Genomic DNA, 14,543 nt, shown 5'->3' with positions numbered 1-14,543 from the left:
GCCCCCTAGCCGATCTCGAGCTCGCCCATCCGGCTCCAGCCGTTCGCACCCTCGATGGTGGTGCTGACGATCTCGGGCGTACGGGTCACCATCGGCCGCATGGTCTCCAGCGCGGCGCGGAAGTGCTCCGAGGTGACGTGCGCCTCGGCGGCGTCGTCCTCGAAGGCCTCGACCAGGACGTAGGTGTCCGGCTCCTCCAGGCTGCGCGACCACTCGAACCAGAGGTTCCCTGGTTCGGCGCGGGTGGCGCGGGTGAAGGGCGTGACCTTGTCGGGCCACGCGTCGACGTATTCGGGCTTGACGGGGAATTTCACCACAATGAAGATCACACAGCCATTTTATGCAGGTTGATCCACACCGTGGGGCGAGGTCCGGCCACCAGGGCCACCCCGCCGACCGCCGTGGTGTTCAGCACCGGCTTCAGGGCCGCGCCCGATCCCGCCGGGCCCGCACACGGTGACCTCGCCGAGGGCCTCCAGGACCCGCCGGACCGGGCCGGGCAGCGGACCGCCGACCGCCAGCACCCACGGCTCCCCCGCTGCCGCGGCCCTGCCGGCCCTGCCGACCCTGCTGAAGGAGGCCGCGGACGGACTGGCATCCTGAGCCGGTGAAGATCGCCGCCGCACAGATGACGTGCGTCCCCGCCGATGTCCGGTCGAACGCCGCGCGGGCCGCCGCCCTCGCCGTGACGGCCCGTGAGCAGGGCGCCGCGCTGGTCGTGTTCCCCGAGTTCACACTCACCGGCTACGAGCTGGAGGCGCTCGCCGCCGACCCCGGCCTGTGGACCGCCGCCGACGACCCGCGGCTGGACCCGCTGCGCGCCGCCGGGATCGCCACCGCGGTCAACGTGGCCCTGCCCGGCGAGGGCCCGCGGCCCGCCATCGCGACGCTGGTGCACGACGCGGACGGCGCGCACGTGACGACGTACCGCAAACAGCACCTGTTCCGGCACGAGCAGGACGTTTTCGAGGCCGGCACGGACGACGGGCGCTTCGAACTCCTCGGGGTCCGCTTCTCGCTGGGCGTCTGCTACGACAACCACTTCCCCGGGCCGCCGGGCCGGGGCGCCGCCGATGGCTGCCGGGTCCACCTGGCGAGCTCCCTCTACGGGACCGGCGACGGGATCCGTGAGCGCGCCACGGTGCACCCGGGGATCGCCGAGCGGCACGGCCTGTACGTCGTCCTCGCCAACCACGTCGGCCCGGCGGGCCCGTGGACCGGCTGCGGCGGCGCGGCCGTGTGGGCCCCGGGCGGCGCGCTGCTCGCCGAGGCGGACGACCGCACCCCGTCGGTGGTGACCGCCGAGATCGGCGCCGCCGGCTGACGGGGCGGGTGCCTCAGGCGGGCTCGGGCACCCGCGGGTGGCGCTCCGGACGCGGCGTGGTGCGGTCCGGGTGCTGCGCGGCGGCGTCCTCGCGGTCGGCGAGCAGGGCGGGCAGCACGACGGCGACGGCGGCCACCGCGTACACGCAGGTCCACAGGGCCCAGCCGCCGGGCGGCGCCCAGTGCGCCGAGGTCGCCACCCACGAGCCCTTGGTGCCGACCGCGAACCGGCGCAGCGTCCAGTAGAAGGCCGCCAGGTCCGCCAGCGCGAGGCCGGCGACGGAGAACCCGACCAGCCGCCGCCAGGGAAAGCCGCGCCCGGGCGCGCGCGTGGCGCAGATCAGCACGGCCATCAGCGGCAGCCCGACGGCGAAGGGCAGCAGGTAGCGGCCCTGCCACACCATACCAATGCGCTCCGCCTGGGAGGCCTGCGCGACGACCGGCACCATCACGACGGCCGCGAGCATGCCGAGCACCGCGACCACGTCGCGCGCGCGGCCGTGGGCGAGCGCCAGCGCGACGACGGTCGCGAGGACCGCCATCCACATCAGGTACATGAGGGCGGGTGCGGGGGTGTCCAGCCAGCCGAAGAAGCCGAGCATCTGCTTGATGTAGACCTCGGTGTTGCCGAGGGTCTTCTTCGCGGCCACGCCCGTGGTCAGCGAGTCGGGAATGTCGATCTTCGAGTTGTCGGGGTGCCTCGCCGCCCAGAGCAGCGCACCGGCCGTCGCCAGGCCCAGCAGGCCCGTCCAGAGCCACAGCGCCTTGCGGCGCAGCACCTGTCCCAGTACCCCGCGCCGCTGCGTCAGCAGCAGGCAGAAGAAGACCGCCCCGCCGAACCAGATCAGGCCGAGCGGCCGGATGTTGATCAGCACCAGGCCGCCGACGCCCAGCCTGGCCAGGCGGCGGTTCAGCAGGACAGGGTCGGGCGACAGGACGATCGACAGCAGGGCCGTCCACACCAGGATCCCGGCGGCGATCTCGCCGCCGCTGGGGTTGACCATGCCCGCCATGTAGAGCGTCATCGGCGTGGCCGCGGCGAACACACCGAGCATCGCCAGCGAGCGCCGCCGCCATTCGGCGGCCGTGACCACCGCGCTCGCCAGCAGCGCCGAGCAGAGCAGCGCCGACATGAAGCGCATGAGGTACAGCCCCTTGGGGCCGTCGACCAGCAGGCTCGGCCAGCCGGTCACCAGGTAGTAGCCCGGGTGGTAGCGGCCGGCCGCCGTGGTGGCCTGCACGGTCTTCTCGGAGTTCCCGAGCGAGGGCGCGCAGGACGCCGGCTGCGCCTCCCGCCACGAGTAGCACTCGTGCACGGTGGGCAGGTTCCGGTACCACGCCGGGAGCTGGACCCCGGTCTCGGCGAAGTGGCCCTCGATGCCCGCGACCGTGTGCGGGACCATCACCTCGGTCCCGCCGATCTGCCCCCTGGCGACGGCGGCGGCACGGATGAAGTGCGCGTGCTCGTCGGGGGAGCTGCCCAGCGGGCTGGCAGCCGCCCACGCGCCCGTGAGTGTGAAGAACAGCGCGAAGGCGATCAGCCAGAGCCGCTTGGGTGTCCTGGCCGACCAGTCGGCCAGCCGCGTCAGTGCGGAAGTCATCGGTCCCCCGGGGTCATCGGATGAAGCTGAGCCAGCTCTGGTCGCCGTCCTTGGAGCACGTGCCGCCGGGCGCGTACTTCGGGCAGCTGCCGTCCTGCTCCGTGATGGTGTGCGACACCCACGGCAGGATCCGGTACGTGTTCTCCTTGGCCGGCATGTAGCGGTCGGCCATCGAGGAGGAGACGGTGCCCAGGAGCAGCAGCAGGGCGCACATGGCCCCGATCACCGCGCCTTCACGGCCGGGGAAACCGCTGCCCCCCGCACCCGCCGCGGGCTCGGCGTCCGCCGTGGGCTGCGCGCGGCGCGCGGCCATCCGCTGCGAGACCAGGTGGACGACCAGCGCGCACAGCAGCAGCCCGCAGTAGAGCAGCTGGTTGTTCGTGCGGGTGTAGAGCTGGACGGTCTGCGTCTCGTACATGTGCGAGGCGATGTACATGCGCATCACCCACGCGCTGATGAACATGGCGGCGATGGTGACCACCATCGGCTTGGCGATGCCCAGCCAGATCGCGGCGCCCAGGCCGGCGAAGGTGACCAGGGCGAACAGCCCGACCCCGCCGTACTCGCCGGGCAGCGGCCACTCGCCGACCTTGCCGGGCATGTCCGTGCGCCACATGAGGTAGTACGCCGGGTCGGTGAAGTTGTCGAACCGGAAGTTGTAGTCCTTGGTGGTCTGACCCTCGGTCAGCATGACCATGAGGTAGCGGCCGGCGACCACCAGGAACGCCGCCATGGACGCGCCGAGGAAGGCTGCGCCCTTGATCCGGCCGAGCCGGCCGTCCCGCCACGGGAAGTACAGCAGTGCGGCGAACAGCACGCCCGCCGCGCTCCACAGGAACCAGCCCGAGTAGGTGAGGAAGAGCACGCCGAGCAGCGCGCCGAATCCCGCGCCCTTGAGCAGCAGCGGGCGCCAGCCCTGTGTGCCGCTGCGGCTGAGCGAGACCACCATCGCCACCAGGACGGGGACGAGCACCACGAGGACGCTCTGGCTGTACGGCTTGTACGCGTCGATCAGCGCGAAGGCGGGGGCGACGCCGAAGGCGAGGGCCCGGACGGGGCCGAGCAGCAGGCGCCAGGAGAGGTAGACCAGCGGTCCGAACGCGGCGGCGCCGAGGATCTGGAGGTCCTTGAAGGCGTACGCGGTGTTGCCGCCGCGGAACCACTCGGCGTAGTAGCCGAGGGTGTGGAGGGGGGCCGGCGGGTAGACGGGCGAGCCCGAGGGGCGGCCGTTGGCCACGGCGTGGGCCCATTCGACGATGCGGCCGCTGTCGCCGTTGAGGCCGAACATCGGCCACGGCGTCCCGTGGAGGGCGACGACCGCGCCGGCGGCGACGAAGCCGCTGGCCAGGCCGGCCAGGCCGGCGGAGGCGAACCGGGTGGCCAGGTCGAAGTGCCGGCCCCCCCGCAGCCGCACGGCCAGCGCCACCGCGCCGATGAGGAGCAGGCCTATGAGCGCGAACCGCAGCTGGATCGCGGCGAGGCCGCTGACCTGCGCGATCCGGTCGAGGGGGTTGAAGTTGAAGCCGCGCGCCAGCAGCGGGAGCACGAGCGCCGCGGCGAAGGCGACGGCGGCTTCGAGGAGCAGGAGCGTGCCGCGTGAGCCGACCCCGCGCCCGGCGGCCGGTATCGGGCGGGCGGGCGCGGCCGGTCCGCCCGGGGGCAGCACGGTCGCCGTGCCCTCGGTACTGACTGTCACTGCTGTGTCCCTACTGCTGGTCGGTCCTCGGCCCGGTGGCCGGTCGTGGCTCGGCAAGCCGCCGCGCGACTGCGGCCCCCGCCGAAGCTCCGGCCAGGGCGAACTCAAGGGCAGTGAGAGACAGCCTTGGCACTTGCTGCCATGCATCCTACGGGCCCGGGATTCTAGGCCGAATCCGGGAGGAGGTGCTTGGTGCCCCACTCCCCGAGCGGTTCCAGAGCCGCGTTCAGGTCCTGGCCCAGCGGGGTCAGGGAGTACTCGACGCGCGGCGGTACCTCGTCGTACACCTCGCGGTGCACGATGCCGTCGGTCTCCAGCTCGCGCAGCTGGGCGGCGAGCACCTTCTCGGAGACCCCGGGGACGAGCCGGCGCAGTTCACCGAAGCGGCGCGGGCACTGCTCCAGCTCCCACAGGAGCGACACCTTCCATTTCCCGTCGATCACGGACATCGCCGCGGCGATCCCGCACTCATCCGCACCGGGCCTTCGTGCCCCCGCCATCGCGCACCCTCCCGACCTGCTCGCTCACCTTGGGGTAACCACCCACTCCGAAGTGCGTACTTGAGCGCCCCACTGCCTGCCACCAGGCTAAACGCCATGACCGACACCACACCGCGGAAATCGCTCACCCTGCTCGGCCTCGGCGACATGGGCACCGCCCTCGCCCGCACCTGGCTCGCCGCCGGGCACCACCTCACCGTCTGGAACCGCACCCCCGCCAAGGCCGGGCCGCTCGCCGCCGAGGGCGCCGTCACCGCCGCGAGCGCAGCGGCCGCCGTCGCGGCGAACACCCTGGTCGTGACCTGCCTGCTGGACGACGCCAGCGTCCGCTCCGCCCTGGAGGGCGTCGACCTGACCGGCAAGGACCTCGTCGACCTCACCACCGGCACCCCCGCCGAGGCCCGCGCCCGGGCCGCCTGGGCCGAGGCCCGCGGCGCCCGGTACACGGACGGCGGGATCATGGCCACGCCCACGATGATCGGCGTCCCGGAGGCCGGCGGGTACGTCTTCTACAGCGGCTCGCGCGCCCTCTTCGACGCCCATCGCGCGACGCTGGAGGTCCCGGCCGGGGCCCGCTTCGTCGGGGAGGACCCCGGGCACGCCGCCCTGCACGACGTCGCGCTGCTCAGCGCGATGTACGGACTGTTCGCCGGCATCTCGCACGCCTACGCGCTGACCGAGGGCGAGGACATCGCCCCGAAGGACCTGGCTCCGCTGCTGTCCGAGTGGCTGGGCGCGATGGGCTTCTTCGTCGGCAACGCCGCCGAGCGGCTCACCTCGCGCGACTTCACCAGCGGGGTGGTGTCCAACCTCGCCATGCAGGTCGCGGCCAGCGGCACCCTGCTGCGCACCGCGCAGGAGCAGAACGTCAGCGCGGAGCTGATCTCCCCGTACCTGGACCTGATGCGCCGCCGGCTGACGGCCGACCCGGCGGCTCACGGCGGGGAGGACACGGCGGGGGCCATCCTGCTGCTGAAGCCGTAGCGGCCCGCCGGGCGGGTGGTTACGGGAAGGCCGGCGGCGGCGGTCCGAAGCCCGCGGGGGTGGCCTCGGCGGCCGGGGCTTCGTCGGTGCGCATCAGGTCGCGCGCCATCAGGGTGGCTCCCGCCACCGCGCCCGGCATCAGGAACACCGCGACGAGCGGCACCAGGAACGCCAGCACCAGCGGCACTCCGAAGCCCAGCACCAGCATCCGCCGGGACCGCAGCAGCACCAGCCGCTCGGGCAGTTCCACCTTGCGGCGCTGGAGGGCGACGGAGGTGAGCTCCTGGGTGAGGAAGTACCCGGAGACGCAGAACCCGATCACCGGGACGACCGTCTGGCCGATCACCGGGACGAAGCCGAGGACGAAGAGCCCGATGCCGTACAGCACCACCCGCCCGAGCACCCTCACGCTGTCCCGGGCCGAGATCCACAGCTCCCGCCAGAGCGGCAGGCCGGACTGCGGGACCTCGCCGCCCTCGCTGCGGTCGACCTGCTCCGAGAGGGACTCGTAGAAGGGCTGGCCGATCAGCAGGGTCACGGCGGTGAAGGTGATCACCGCGAGGAAGAGCCCGAAGCCGAAGAACAGGGCGGTGAGGAAGCCGCGGAAGAGGCCGATCCAGGGGGCGGACCAGTCGTCGGCGAAGGGGGTCGCCCAGGCGGTCAGGTCGTCGGCGCCGTAGCCGAGCCCGATGAGGGCGCCGGCGTAGAGGGCGAGCGAGACCAGCCCCGGCAGCAGCCCGAAGCCCAGCCATCGCCCGTGTCGCAACACCCATCGCTGTCCGGCCAGCAAGTACCGGAAGCCCCCCGCAAGATCGTGCATGGCGCCAGTGTACGGCGAAGGCCGCACCCCGATCGGGGTGCGGCCTTCGCCCTGCGGCTGCCGGATCAGACGGCGAGCTCGACGGTGATGTTGCCGCGGGTGGCCTTGGAGTACGGGCAGACCTCGTGGGCCTTCTCGATGAGCTCCTTCGCGGTGGCGGCGTCCACGTTCGGGATCATGGCGGAGATCTTGACGATCAGGCCGAAGCCCTCGTCGTTCTTGCCGATGCCGACCTCGGCGGTGACCGTGGAGCCGGAGATGTCGGCGTTCACGTTCTTGGCGACGACACCGAGGGCGCCCTGGAAGCAGGCGCTGTAGCCGGCGGCGAAGAGCTGCTCCGGATTGGTGCCGGCACCGCTGCCGCCGAGCTCCTTGGGCGGGTTCACGACGACGTCGAGCCGGCCGTCGCTGGTGGCGACGCGGCCGTCGCGGCCGTTCTCGGCGGTGGCCACGGCGGTGTACGCGACGTCGGACTGCTGGATGGACATGAAGAATGTTCCTTCTGGTAATCGCCGCGACTCGCGCCCACGGTCACGACGGTTGTGGGGTGAGCCTAACCGGTGAAGGAAACGATCATCTTTCCGGTGTTCTCTCCGCGGAGCATGCCGAGGAAGGCGGAGGCGGCGTTCTCGACGCCCTCGACGACCGTCTCGTCGTAGCGCAGCTCGCCGGAGCGCAGCCATCCGGCGACGTCCTGGACGAACTGCTGCTGCAGGCCGGCGTGGTCGCTGACGAGGATGCCCTGCAGGCGCAGGCGCTTGCCGATGACCTGCATGAGGTTGCGCGGGCCGGGGGCGACCTCGGTGTCGTTGTAGTGGGCGATCGCACCGCAGAGGGTGGCGCGTCCGCCCACGTTCATGGAGGAGATGGCGGCCTCCAGGTGGTCGCCGCCGACGTTGTCGAAGTAGACGTCGACGCCCTCGGGGGCGGCCGCGCGCAGCTGCTCGGCGACGGGGCCGTTCTTGTAGTTGAAGGCGGCGTCGAAGCCGTACTTCTCCGTGAGGAGCGTCACCTTCGCGTCCGAGCCGGCGGAGCCGATCACCCGGGACGCGCCCTTGATCTTCGCGAACTGGCCGACGAGGCCGCCGACCGCACCCGCGGCGCCGGAGACGAAGACGGAATCGCCCTCCTTGAAGGAGGCGACCTCGAAGAGGCCGGCGTAGGCGGTCAGGCCCGGCATGCCGAGGACGCCGAGGTAGGCGGAGAGCGGGGCGAGGGAGGCGTCGATCTTGGTGGCGTGCTTGGCATCGAGCTCCGCGTACTCGCGCCAGCCCAGGCCGTGCAGGACGTGGTCGCCGACGGCGAAGCCCTCGGCGTCGGAGGCGACGACCTCGCCGACCGCGCCGCCGTCCATGGGCCGGTCGAGCTGGAAGGGCGGGACGTAGGACTTCACGTCGTTCATCCGTCCGCGCATGTACGGGTCGACGGACATGTGCAGGTTGCGCACGAGGATCCGGCCGGCGGCGGGCTCGGCGGACACGGGCACCTCACGCAGGGCGAAGTCCTCGGCGACGGGCCAGCCCTGCGGGCGACGGACGAGGTGCCACTCGCGGCTCACGGCGGGAATCTCAGGCATTGCGGCGCTCCTGGTCAGAACGAAATTGCTTCACTAGGTGAAACAACCATGCGCCTGGATATTTCATGTTGTCAAGTAAACGGGTACGCTGGATCCATGCCCAGTCGTCGTGTAGACCCAGTGACCGTCGAGGTCGTCGAACTCATCGGTGACGTCGTGACCCGGTACCACATGGAGTACGAGCACGCGGCGGCCAGCCATCAGCTGACCGGTGCCCAGGCCAAGGTGCTGAACCTGCTCGCGATGGAGCCGACGCCCATGCGGCGCATCGCGCAGAAGCTGCGCTGCGAGCCCTCCAACGTGACGGGCATCATCGACCGGCTGGAGGGCCGGGGCCTGGTGGAGCGCCGTCCGGATCCCGCCGACCGCCGGGTCAAGCTGGCCGCCCCCACCGAGGAGGGCCTGCGGACGGCGGAGCGGCTGCGCGAGTCGCTGGACTTCGCGCGCGAACCCCTGGCCGGGCTGTCCCCGGCGGAGCGGGCCGTGCTGCGGGACCTGCTCAAGCGGATGCTGGCCTGACCCCGCCTGTCACGAACAGAAGATCCAGAACACACAGCTCTTGGTCGGCGTGGGCGTGGGCGACTGCGTCGGCGGCACCGGGGACGGCGCCTGGCTGGTGCCGGTGGCGCCCTGCGAGGGCGTGCCCATCCCGGACGCCTGTACGGACGGCCCGCGCCCGGGGGTGCCGGACGCCGACCCCGACACGGTCGGTGCCGGAGCCGACTGGGTCGGCCCCGGCTGGCCGGCGCTGCCGGAGGGCGCTGCGGTCCCGGACTTCTTCGTGGTCGAGCCGCCGGCCTTCGCGGTGGCCTTGCCGGAGCCCGTGGGCGCCCCGGCCGTCGGCGTGTCCGGCAGCGGGGCGGGCTGCCGGGGGCCGTCGTCGGTCAGCACCACTGTGGAGGCACGGTCGGTGGTCTCCCCGTCGGCCGCCATGCCCGCCACCAGCAGGGAGCCCGCGGCCGCGAGCAGTACGCCCAGCGAGAGGGAGACCGCGGTCCGGCGACGGCGCCGGTTCGTGGCCCGCCGCCGGGCGCCGGCTCTGCGCTCGTTCGGGGCGGAGAGCACCACGAGCGAGTCCGCGTACACATCGGCCAGTGCGGTCGGCGGATCCGCGGCGGGCCCCTCCACCATGGGCGGCTGCGGCGGCCCGGCGGCGGGCGCGGCGGGTATCAGGTACTCGGCGGGGGTTCCGCATCCGGCGCACGCCAGCGCGCCGTTGAGGTGCCTCCGGCAGGCGTGGCAAAAGTTCATGGCGCCCGCAGGCTATGCCGTACGCGGCAACATCCGGATCCCGAGAACGTAAGGATCCTGTGTGGAATCGTTTCCTCCATGACAACTTTCGGGCCGGCCGCGTTCCAGCTGGTGTTGCTGCGGCGGATGGCCGACTTCCAGCCCGACCTCGCCGACGAGGCCCGCCGCCGGCTGGGCTCCTCCCTGGCGGACCAGCGGGAGGCGAACAAGCGCTGGCAGGCGATGGTGCGCTCGCCGCGCGCCCGCGGGGCGCTGGCCCGGTACCGCTCGGTGCTCGGGGCGCCAGAGTCGGTCGAGCACCGCACGATCGGCGATCTGGAGTGCGAGGCCCTGCTGTGGCCGCTGCCGCTCTGGCCGGACCTGCGCTTCGAGGTGCTGGCGGCTCCGGACGGGGCGGTGTGGAACGAGTGGCTCGTACGGGCCCCGGGCGCGCGCGGGCCCGTACTGGAGTCTCCGGACGACCTGCTGCCCTGGTCGGCGACGGTGGACGAGGTGGCGCGGGCCTTCGCGCCGGTACGGCCGATGGAGGGCACCGCCCCGACGCGCTGGCGCCTCGCCTTCACCGCACAGGGCCGCCCCTGCGTGGCGGAGTTCACCTACGGCCTGCTCCAGCGGGTCGGTCCTTAGCCGGTCCTCAGGCGTGGCGGTGGGCGCTGCGGGCGGTGCGGGTGATCCGGCGGACCCGTGACAGGGCGTACCCCGCCGTCACGTACCCCGCGCCCACCGACAGGGGCCCGAGCGCGGCCAGGAGCGGCAGGGCCGACAGGAACAGCGGGTCGTGGGGGCGCTCCTGCCCGAGGGACGGGCAGGAGGGCCCGCCGGCCGCCGCGTCCGGGCAGTCGGCGGGCGCGAGGACGGCCCTGCTTGCGGAGCCCGACCCCAGGAGCGGCCCGCTGCCCCTGCTCACGGCCTGTTCGGCCAGCAGCAGGGCAACGGTGACGAACGCCGTCCCGGCCAGCATGAACACCCCACCGTAGAGGCAGGTGAGGCGCAGGCGGGTGACGGAACGCCTCGGCGGCGCGGGCCGCCGCTCGTCGGCGGCGCGGGCTCGGGCCCGGTACGGCATCGGCACTTTCCCCCTCAGGACGCGACGGCCTCCCCGATGGTCGCGCGCGTTCCCTCAACAGAGCGTCAGCGCCGTTCGCCGCCCCGGCGCGGGACGCGCGCCTACGACGCGAGGAAGGCGCGCACTCCGGCCGAGGTGCCGTCGTCGCCGAGCAGGTCGTTGTGCGCCAGGCAGCCGACCGGCGTGTTGGCGGCGCCCGTGAGCGGGACGCTGTCGTCGGGGTTGATCACCTCGTCGCAGGCCGACCAGAAGGTCGCGTACTTCACCGCACCGGGGGTCGGGTCCCCGCTGCCCAGGTTCCTGACGACGTACGACCCGGGGGTCATGTCCCGGCACGCCTGGTCCCACAGGGCGCAGGCCCAGGCGGTGGAGGTGCCCCGGTTGGGGCCGGCCAGCGAGACCCAGTGGTCGACGGCGGACGCGCCCCCGCCGAACCTGACGTACCAGCGGCTGACCAGTGAGCCGAAGGAGTGCGCCACGACGTCGACCTTCGCGGCGCCGGTATCCCGGCGGACCTGCTCGACGTAGGCGGCGAGCCGGCCGGCGAGGACCTCGTTGACGGACTGGTGGGTGTCGTAGCCGAAGGAGAAGAGCTCCGCGTCGGTGTACCCGTCGGCGCGCAGGTCGGCTCGGAGGGACCCCCAGACGCCCGGGCCGGCGTTGTATCCGTGCACGAAGACCACCGGGGTGCGCGGTGATAACCGGTCAGGGGCGGGGACCGGGCTCCGGCCGGCGGCATGGGCAGCCGCGGCGGGCGCCATGAGCGCCAGGCAGAGCGTCAGGAGCGCGATCGGTCCCTGTCGGGCCGTCAGCATCGGTTTCCCCTTACCTTGTTACGCACGAGTAGCGCGTGCAGTGCGGGCATGCTGCTGCCTGTCGGTACAGAAATCCACCCCCATGCAGCCGCGACACACCCACGGCCGGAGCATTCCAGCGGGCGGATAGTACGAAATACCCGAGATGATAGGACAAGCGACCGGCACTTCCGCCGGTCCTCTTGCGTCAGCGCTCTCGGGAGGTTCTGCCGTGACCGTCAGTCTTGAGCAGTTGCGCCGCTGCCACGTCGCCGTCGACCTGGGGGCGGCGAGGACCCGCGTGTACGTCAAGGGCGCCGGCCTCGTCGTCGACGAACCCAGCGTCGCCGCGGTGAACACGCGCACCGGCGCACTCATCGCCGTCGGAACCTTCGCCGAGCGGATGACCGGCCGCACGCCCGACTACATCCGGGTCGTGCGCCCCGTGTCCGGCGGCACCGTGGTCGACATCGAGATGGCCCAGCGGATGCTGCGCCACCTCCTCGGCGAGAAGCTGCGGCGCGCCCTGCGGCGCAAGCCGCGGCTGCGGGCCGCCGCCTGCACGCCGCACGACGCGGACCCGCTCGCCCAGCGCGCGGCCGTGGAGACCCTGGTCGGACTCGGCGCCCGGCGCGTCGAACTGGTCGACACCCTGATCGCCGCGGCCGTCGGCTGCGGACTGCCCGTGGAGCAGCCGACCGCGACGATGATCATGGTGTGCGGGGCCGCGGCCACCCAGGTCGCCGTCCTCTCCCTCGGTTCGATCGTCACCGCCCAGCGGATCCCCGTCGGCGGCGAGGCCATCGACCACGCCGTCGTCCAGCACCTGCGCCACGCGCACGAGCTGATGCTGCCCAGCCAGGCCGTCCGGCCGCTCCAACTGGCCCTGCACGGAAACGGCCTCACCTCCGGAGGTCCGGCCTCCACCCTCATCCACGGCCGTGACGTCGCCACCGGACTGGCGCGTTCCGTCCATGTGGACACCGCGGCCGTACGGGACGCCATCCACACTCCGCTGACCGCCGTCCTCGACGGGATCGGCAAGGTGCTGCGCGACTGCCCGCCCGACCTGGTGGCCGATCTGACGGACCGGGGGATCATGATGGTGGGTGGCAGCGCCCTGCTGCCGGGCCTGGACCAGATGCTGCGGGACGCCACCGGAATGCCCGTCGCCATCGCCGAACGGCCCGACGTGTGCGCCGTGATGGGTCTCGGCGCGATGCTCGAAGGGAAGATCGCCCCCATGGTCCTCAACCCGCTGGCCGGATGACGGACGCCGCACAGGAAGCAGCCGGGGAACCCGCCGGAGATCCCCACGAGGGACGCCTCGAAGGGCAGGCAGGGCGCGCCGCAGGGCACGGGAGGCCCGCCGCCCGGTCCGACGAGGACGCGGCGAGCCTCCACGTGCTGCTGGAAGCCGTGCTGAGCGTCGGCTCCGAGCTGGAGCTGCGCGCCACGCTCCAGCACATCGTGGATTCGGCGGCCGAGCTGTGCTCGGCCCGGTACGTCGCGCTCGGGATCATCGATCCCGAGCGCGTCCGGGTGACCGCGCTGTACACGGCAGGGCTGACCGAGGAGGAGCGGGCGGCCGTCCCCCACCTGCCGGACGGCCGCTGCGGCCTGCTCGGCGTCCTCGCCGGGGACCCGAGGCCGCTGCTCCTGGACGACCTCGCCCAGGACCCCCGGGCCGTCGGCTTCCCGCCCGGCCACCCGCCCATGCGCAGCTTCCTCGGCGTCCCGATCCGGGTCCACAGCGAGGTCTTCGGAAACCTCTACCTCGCCGAGAGGCGCGGCGGCGGCCCCTTCACCGAGGAGGATCTCGCCCTGGTGCGCGTCCTGGCCGCCCAGGCGGGCATAGCGATCGGCAACGCCCGGCTGTACGAGACCGCGCGCCGCCGGGAGCGCTGGATCGACGGAGCGGCCGCCGTGACGACGACCCTGCTGGCGGGGGGTCCCGCGGCGGACGCCCTGATGTGCGTGGCCGAACGGGCCCGGCTGCTCGCCGATGCCGCGGCCGGGGTGGTGCTCCAGCCGACCCCCGAGGGCGGCATGGAGATCGTGGCCGCCTCCACCCAGGGGGACCCGGGGGACCTGGTGGGGACGGCGATCGCCCCCGGCTCACCGGTGCTGGAACAACTGCTCGGCGGCGAACCCGTCTTCATCGAGGACTCGGCCACCGACCCCCGGATGACCACCCACGTCCGGATGCGGTTCGGGCCGAGCATGATGCTGCCGCTGCAGAGCGGCGGTCAGCTGATCGGCACCCTGGCCCTGCCGCGCGCACGGGGCGGCCCGGCGTACGACGCCGTCGACCGGCTGCTCGCCTCGCAGTTCGCCTCCCAGGCCGCGCTGGCCCTCGTACTGGCGGACGCCCAGCACGACCGGGAACAGCTCGCGGTGTACGAGGACCGCGACCGGATCGCGCGGGACCTGCACGACCTGGTCGTCCAGCGGCTGTTCGCCACCGAGATGATGCTGGAGAGCACGCGGCGGCGCGCCGAGAACGCCCCCTCCGGGGACACGGTCGGCGACGAACTCACCCGCGCCGTGGACGAGCTGGACTCCACGATCCAGGACGTCCGCACCGCCATCTTCGCCCTCCAGCAGCCGCCGACCGACGCCCCGACCACCTTCCGGGGGCGGGTCCTGCGCGAGACGGGCGGCGCCGCGGTCCTGCTCGGCTTCCAGCCGTCGGTGCACTTCACGGGCGCGGTGGACGCCCTGCTCACGGCGGCTGCGGCGGGCGGCCTGCTCACGGCCCTGCGCGGCGCCCTGGCCGCGGCGCACCGGCGCAGCGGGGTCACCGCGATCGAGGTGCTGGTCGACGCGTCGCCAGCCCGGGTCCGCCTGACGGTGACGGACGACGGGCGCACGGAATCGGGGGCGTGGGGCACGACGGTGACGTGGGAGTCGGCGCTCTGATATCGGCCTC

General features: G+C 73.0%; 16 protein-coding genes. 6 read left to right on the top strand and 10 right to left on the bottom strand.

Translation table 11 applies throughout. From position 1 onward, the window contains the following. Positions 1-5: 5 nt before the first annotated feature. Positions 6-329: a putative quinol monooxygenase gene (locus ACFWFZ_RS30590; protein WP_387126555.1), complete on the bottom strand. Its 324-nt coding sequence runs from the start codon at positions 327-329 to the stop codon at positions 6-8. A gap of 278 nt (positions 330-607) precedes the next feature. Here ACFWFZ_RS30590 and ACFWFZ_RS30585 point away from each other — a divergent pair, with 278 nt between their 5' ends. Beyond that, complete coding sequence (locus tag ACFWFZ_RS30585) at positions 608-1,324, top strand: carbon-nitrogen hydrolase family protein (RefSeq protein ID WP_387126553.1); 717 nt, start codon at positions 608-610, stop codon at positions 1,322-1,324. A 13-nt stretch (positions 1,325-1,337) separates the two neighbouring features. Here ACFWFZ_RS30585 and ACFWFZ_RS30580 read toward each other — a convergent pair whose 3' ends face one another. The 3 genes from ACFWFZ_RS30580 to ACFWFZ_RS30570 form a co-directional block, all read right to left on the bottom strand. Then, complete coding sequence (locus ACFWFZ_RS30580) at positions 1,338-2,924, bottom strand: DUF2142 domain-containing protein (RefSeq protein WP_387126551.1); 1,587 nt, start codon at positions 2,922-2,924, stop codon at positions 1,338-1,340. A 13-nt stretch (positions 2,925-2,937) separates the two neighbouring features. Then, positions 2,938-4,620, bottom strand: a complete 1,683-nt coding sequence (locus tag ACFWFZ_RS30575; RefSeq protein WP_387126549.1) for a hypothetical protein — start codon at positions 4,618-4,620, stop codon at positions 2,938-2,940. Positions 4,621-4,784: 164 nt separating this feature from the next. Further along, positions 4,785-5,069, bottom strand: coding sequence for a winged helix-turn-helix transcriptional regulator (locus tag ACFWFZ_RS30570; protein ID WP_387126547.1), 285 nt, complete (start codon positions 5,067-5,069; stop codon positions 4,785-4,787). Positions 5,070-5,216: 147 nt separating this feature from the next. Between ACFWFZ_RS30570 and ACFWFZ_RS30565 the strand changes: the two genes are divergently transcribed. Then, on the top strand, positions 5,217-6,104 hold the full coding sequence (locus tag ACFWFZ_RS30565; RefSeq protein WP_387126545.1) for an NAD(P)-dependent oxidoreductase: 888 nt from the start codon (positions 5,217-5,219) through the stop codon (positions 6,102-6,104). Between the two features lie 19 nt (positions 6,105-6,123). Here the strand turns inward: ACFWFZ_RS30565 and ACFWFZ_RS30560 are convergent, their stop codons facing one another. The 3 genes from ACFWFZ_RS30560 to ACFWFZ_RS30550 form a co-directional block, all read right to left on the bottom strand. Beyond that, positions 6,124-6,924, bottom strand: a complete 801-nt coding sequence (locus ACFWFZ_RS30560) for an EI24 domain-containing protein (RefSeq protein WP_387126543.1) — start codon at positions 6,922-6,924, stop codon at positions 6,124-6,126. A 65-nt stretch (positions 6,925-6,989) separates the two neighbouring features. Next, positions 6,990-7,412, bottom strand: a complete 423-nt coding sequence (locus tag ACFWFZ_RS30555) for an organic hydroperoxide resistance protein (protein ID WP_387126541.1) — start codon at positions 7,410-7,412, stop codon at positions 6,990-6,992. 65 nt (positions 7,413-7,477) lie between these two features. After that, entirely contained in the window at positions 7,478-8,500 is a 1,023-nt protein-coding gene (locus ACFWFZ_RS30550; protein ID WP_387126539.1) for an NADP-dependent oxidoreductase, read from the bottom strand. A gap of 96 nt (positions 8,501-8,596) precedes the next feature. Between ACFWFZ_RS30550 and ACFWFZ_RS30545 the strand changes: the two genes are divergently transcribed. After that, entirely contained in the window at positions 8,597-9,019 is a 423-nt protein-coding gene (locus ACFWFZ_RS30545; RefSeq protein WP_356810373.1) for a MarR family transcriptional regulator, read from the top strand. A gap of 9 nt (positions 9,020-9,028) precedes the next feature. Here ACFWFZ_RS30545 and ACFWFZ_RS30540 read toward each other — a convergent pair whose 3' ends face one another. Then, a complete protein-coding gene (locus ACFWFZ_RS30540; protein WP_387126537.1) occupies positions 9,029-9,751 on the bottom strand; it encodes a hypothetical protein in 723 nt (240 codons plus the stop codon). Between the two features lie 78 nt (positions 9,752-9,829). Between ACFWFZ_RS30540 and ACFWFZ_RS30535 the strand changes: the two genes are divergently transcribed. Continuing rightward, a complete protein-coding gene (locus tag ACFWFZ_RS30535; RefSeq protein WP_387126535.1) occupies positions 9,830-10,378 on the top strand; it encodes a hypothetical protein in 549 nt (182 codons plus the stop codon). A gap of 7 nt (positions 10,379-10,385) precedes the next feature. Here ACFWFZ_RS30535 and ACFWFZ_RS30530 read toward each other — a convergent pair whose 3' ends face one another. Both ACFWFZ_RS30530 and ACFWFZ_RS30525 read right to left on the bottom strand, forming a co-directional pair. Next, positions 10,386-10,817 carry a hypothetical protein gene (locus tag ACFWFZ_RS30530; RefSeq protein ID WP_387126533.1) on the bottom strand — a complete coding sequence of 144 codons (432 nt, stop codon included), beginning with the start codon at positions 10,815-10,817 and terminating at the stop codon, positions 10,386-10,388. Between the two features lie 101 nt (positions 10,818-10,918). After that, the gene (locus ACFWFZ_RS30525; RefSeq protein ID WP_387126531.1) at positions 10,919-11,632 is read right to left on the bottom strand and encodes an esterase/lipase family protein; all 714 of its coding nucleotides are present in this window, start codon (positions 11,630-11,632) and stop codon (positions 10,919-10,921) included. Between the two features lie 211 nt (positions 11,633-11,843). Between ACFWFZ_RS30525 and ACFWFZ_RS30520 the strand changes: the two genes are divergently transcribed. Next, entirely contained in the window at positions 11,844-12,881 is a 1,038-nt protein-coding gene (locus ACFWFZ_RS30520; RefSeq protein ID WP_030037471.1) for a rod shape-determining protein, read from the top strand. Then, the gene (locus ACFWFZ_RS30515) at positions 12,878-14,533 is read left to right on the top strand and encodes a GAF domain-containing protein (RefSeq protein ID WP_387126529.1); all 1,656 of its coding nucleotides are present in this window, start codon (positions 12,878-12,880) and stop codon (positions 14,531-14,533) included. Before ACFWFZ_RS30520 ends, ACFWFZ_RS30515 begins: the two co-directional genes overlap by 4 nt. The last annotated feature ends 10 nt before the right edge of the window (positions 14,534-14,543 follow it).

Origin of the sequence: Streptomyces sp. NPDC060232 (assembly GCF_042726555.1) — a bacterium.
Taxonomy (GTDB): Bacteria; Actinomycetota; Actinomycetes; order Streptomycetales; family Streptomycetaceae; genus Streptomyces.
Note: the sequence above shows the minus strand (reverse complement) of the source record. Positions and strands in the feature narration are given on the sequence as shown.

Coding starts and splice junctions, on each gene's coding strand:
- ACFWFZ_RS30580 (WP_387126551.1), bottom strand. CDS start 2,924: ATGACTTCCGCACTGACGCGGCTGGCCGACTGGTCGGCCAGGACACCC.
- ACFWFZ_RS30570 (WP_387126547.1), bottom strand. CDS start 5,069: ATGTCCGTGATCGACGGGAAATGGAAGGTGTCGCTCCTGTGGGAGCTG.
- ACFWFZ_RS30565 (WP_387126545.1), top strand. CDS start 5,217: ATGACCGACACCACACCGCGGAAATCGCTCACCCTGCTCGGCCTCGGC.
- ACFWFZ_RS30560 (WP_387126543.1), bottom strand. CDS start 6,924: ATGCACGATCTTGCGGGGGGCTTCCGGTACTTGCTGGCCGGACAGCGA.
- ACFWFZ_RS30555 (WP_387126541.1), bottom strand. CDS start 7,412: ATGTCCATCCAGCAGTCCGACGTCGCGTACACCGCCGTGGCCACCGCC.
- ACFWFZ_RS30550 (WP_387126539.1), bottom strand. CDS start 8,500: ATGCCTGAGATTCCCGCCGTGAGCCGCGAGTGGCACCTCGTCCGTCGC.
- ACFWFZ_RS30545 (WP_356810373.1), top strand. CDS start 8,597: ATGCCCAGTCGTCGTGTAGACCCAGTGACCGTCGAGGTCGTCGAACTC.
- ACFWFZ_RS30540 (WP_387126537.1), bottom strand. CDS start 9,751: ATGAACTTTTGCCACGCCTGCCGGAGGCACCTCAACGGCGCGCTGGCG.
- ACFWFZ_RS30535 (WP_387126535.1), top strand. CDS start 9,830: ATGACAACTTTCGGGCCGGCCGCGTTCCAGCTGGTGTTGCTGCGGCGG.
- ACFWFZ_RS30530 (WP_387126533.1), bottom strand. CDS start 10,817: ATGCCGTACCGGGCCCGAGCCCGCGCCGCCGACGAGCGGCGGCCCGCG.
- ACFWFZ_RS30525 (WP_387126531.1), bottom strand. CDS start 11,632: ATGCTGACGGCCCGACAGGGACCGATCGCGCTCCTGACGCTCTGCCTG.
- ACFWFZ_RS30515 (WP_387126529.1), top strand. CDS start 12,878: ATGACGGACGCCGCACAGGAAGCAGCCGGGGAACCCGCCGGAGATCCC.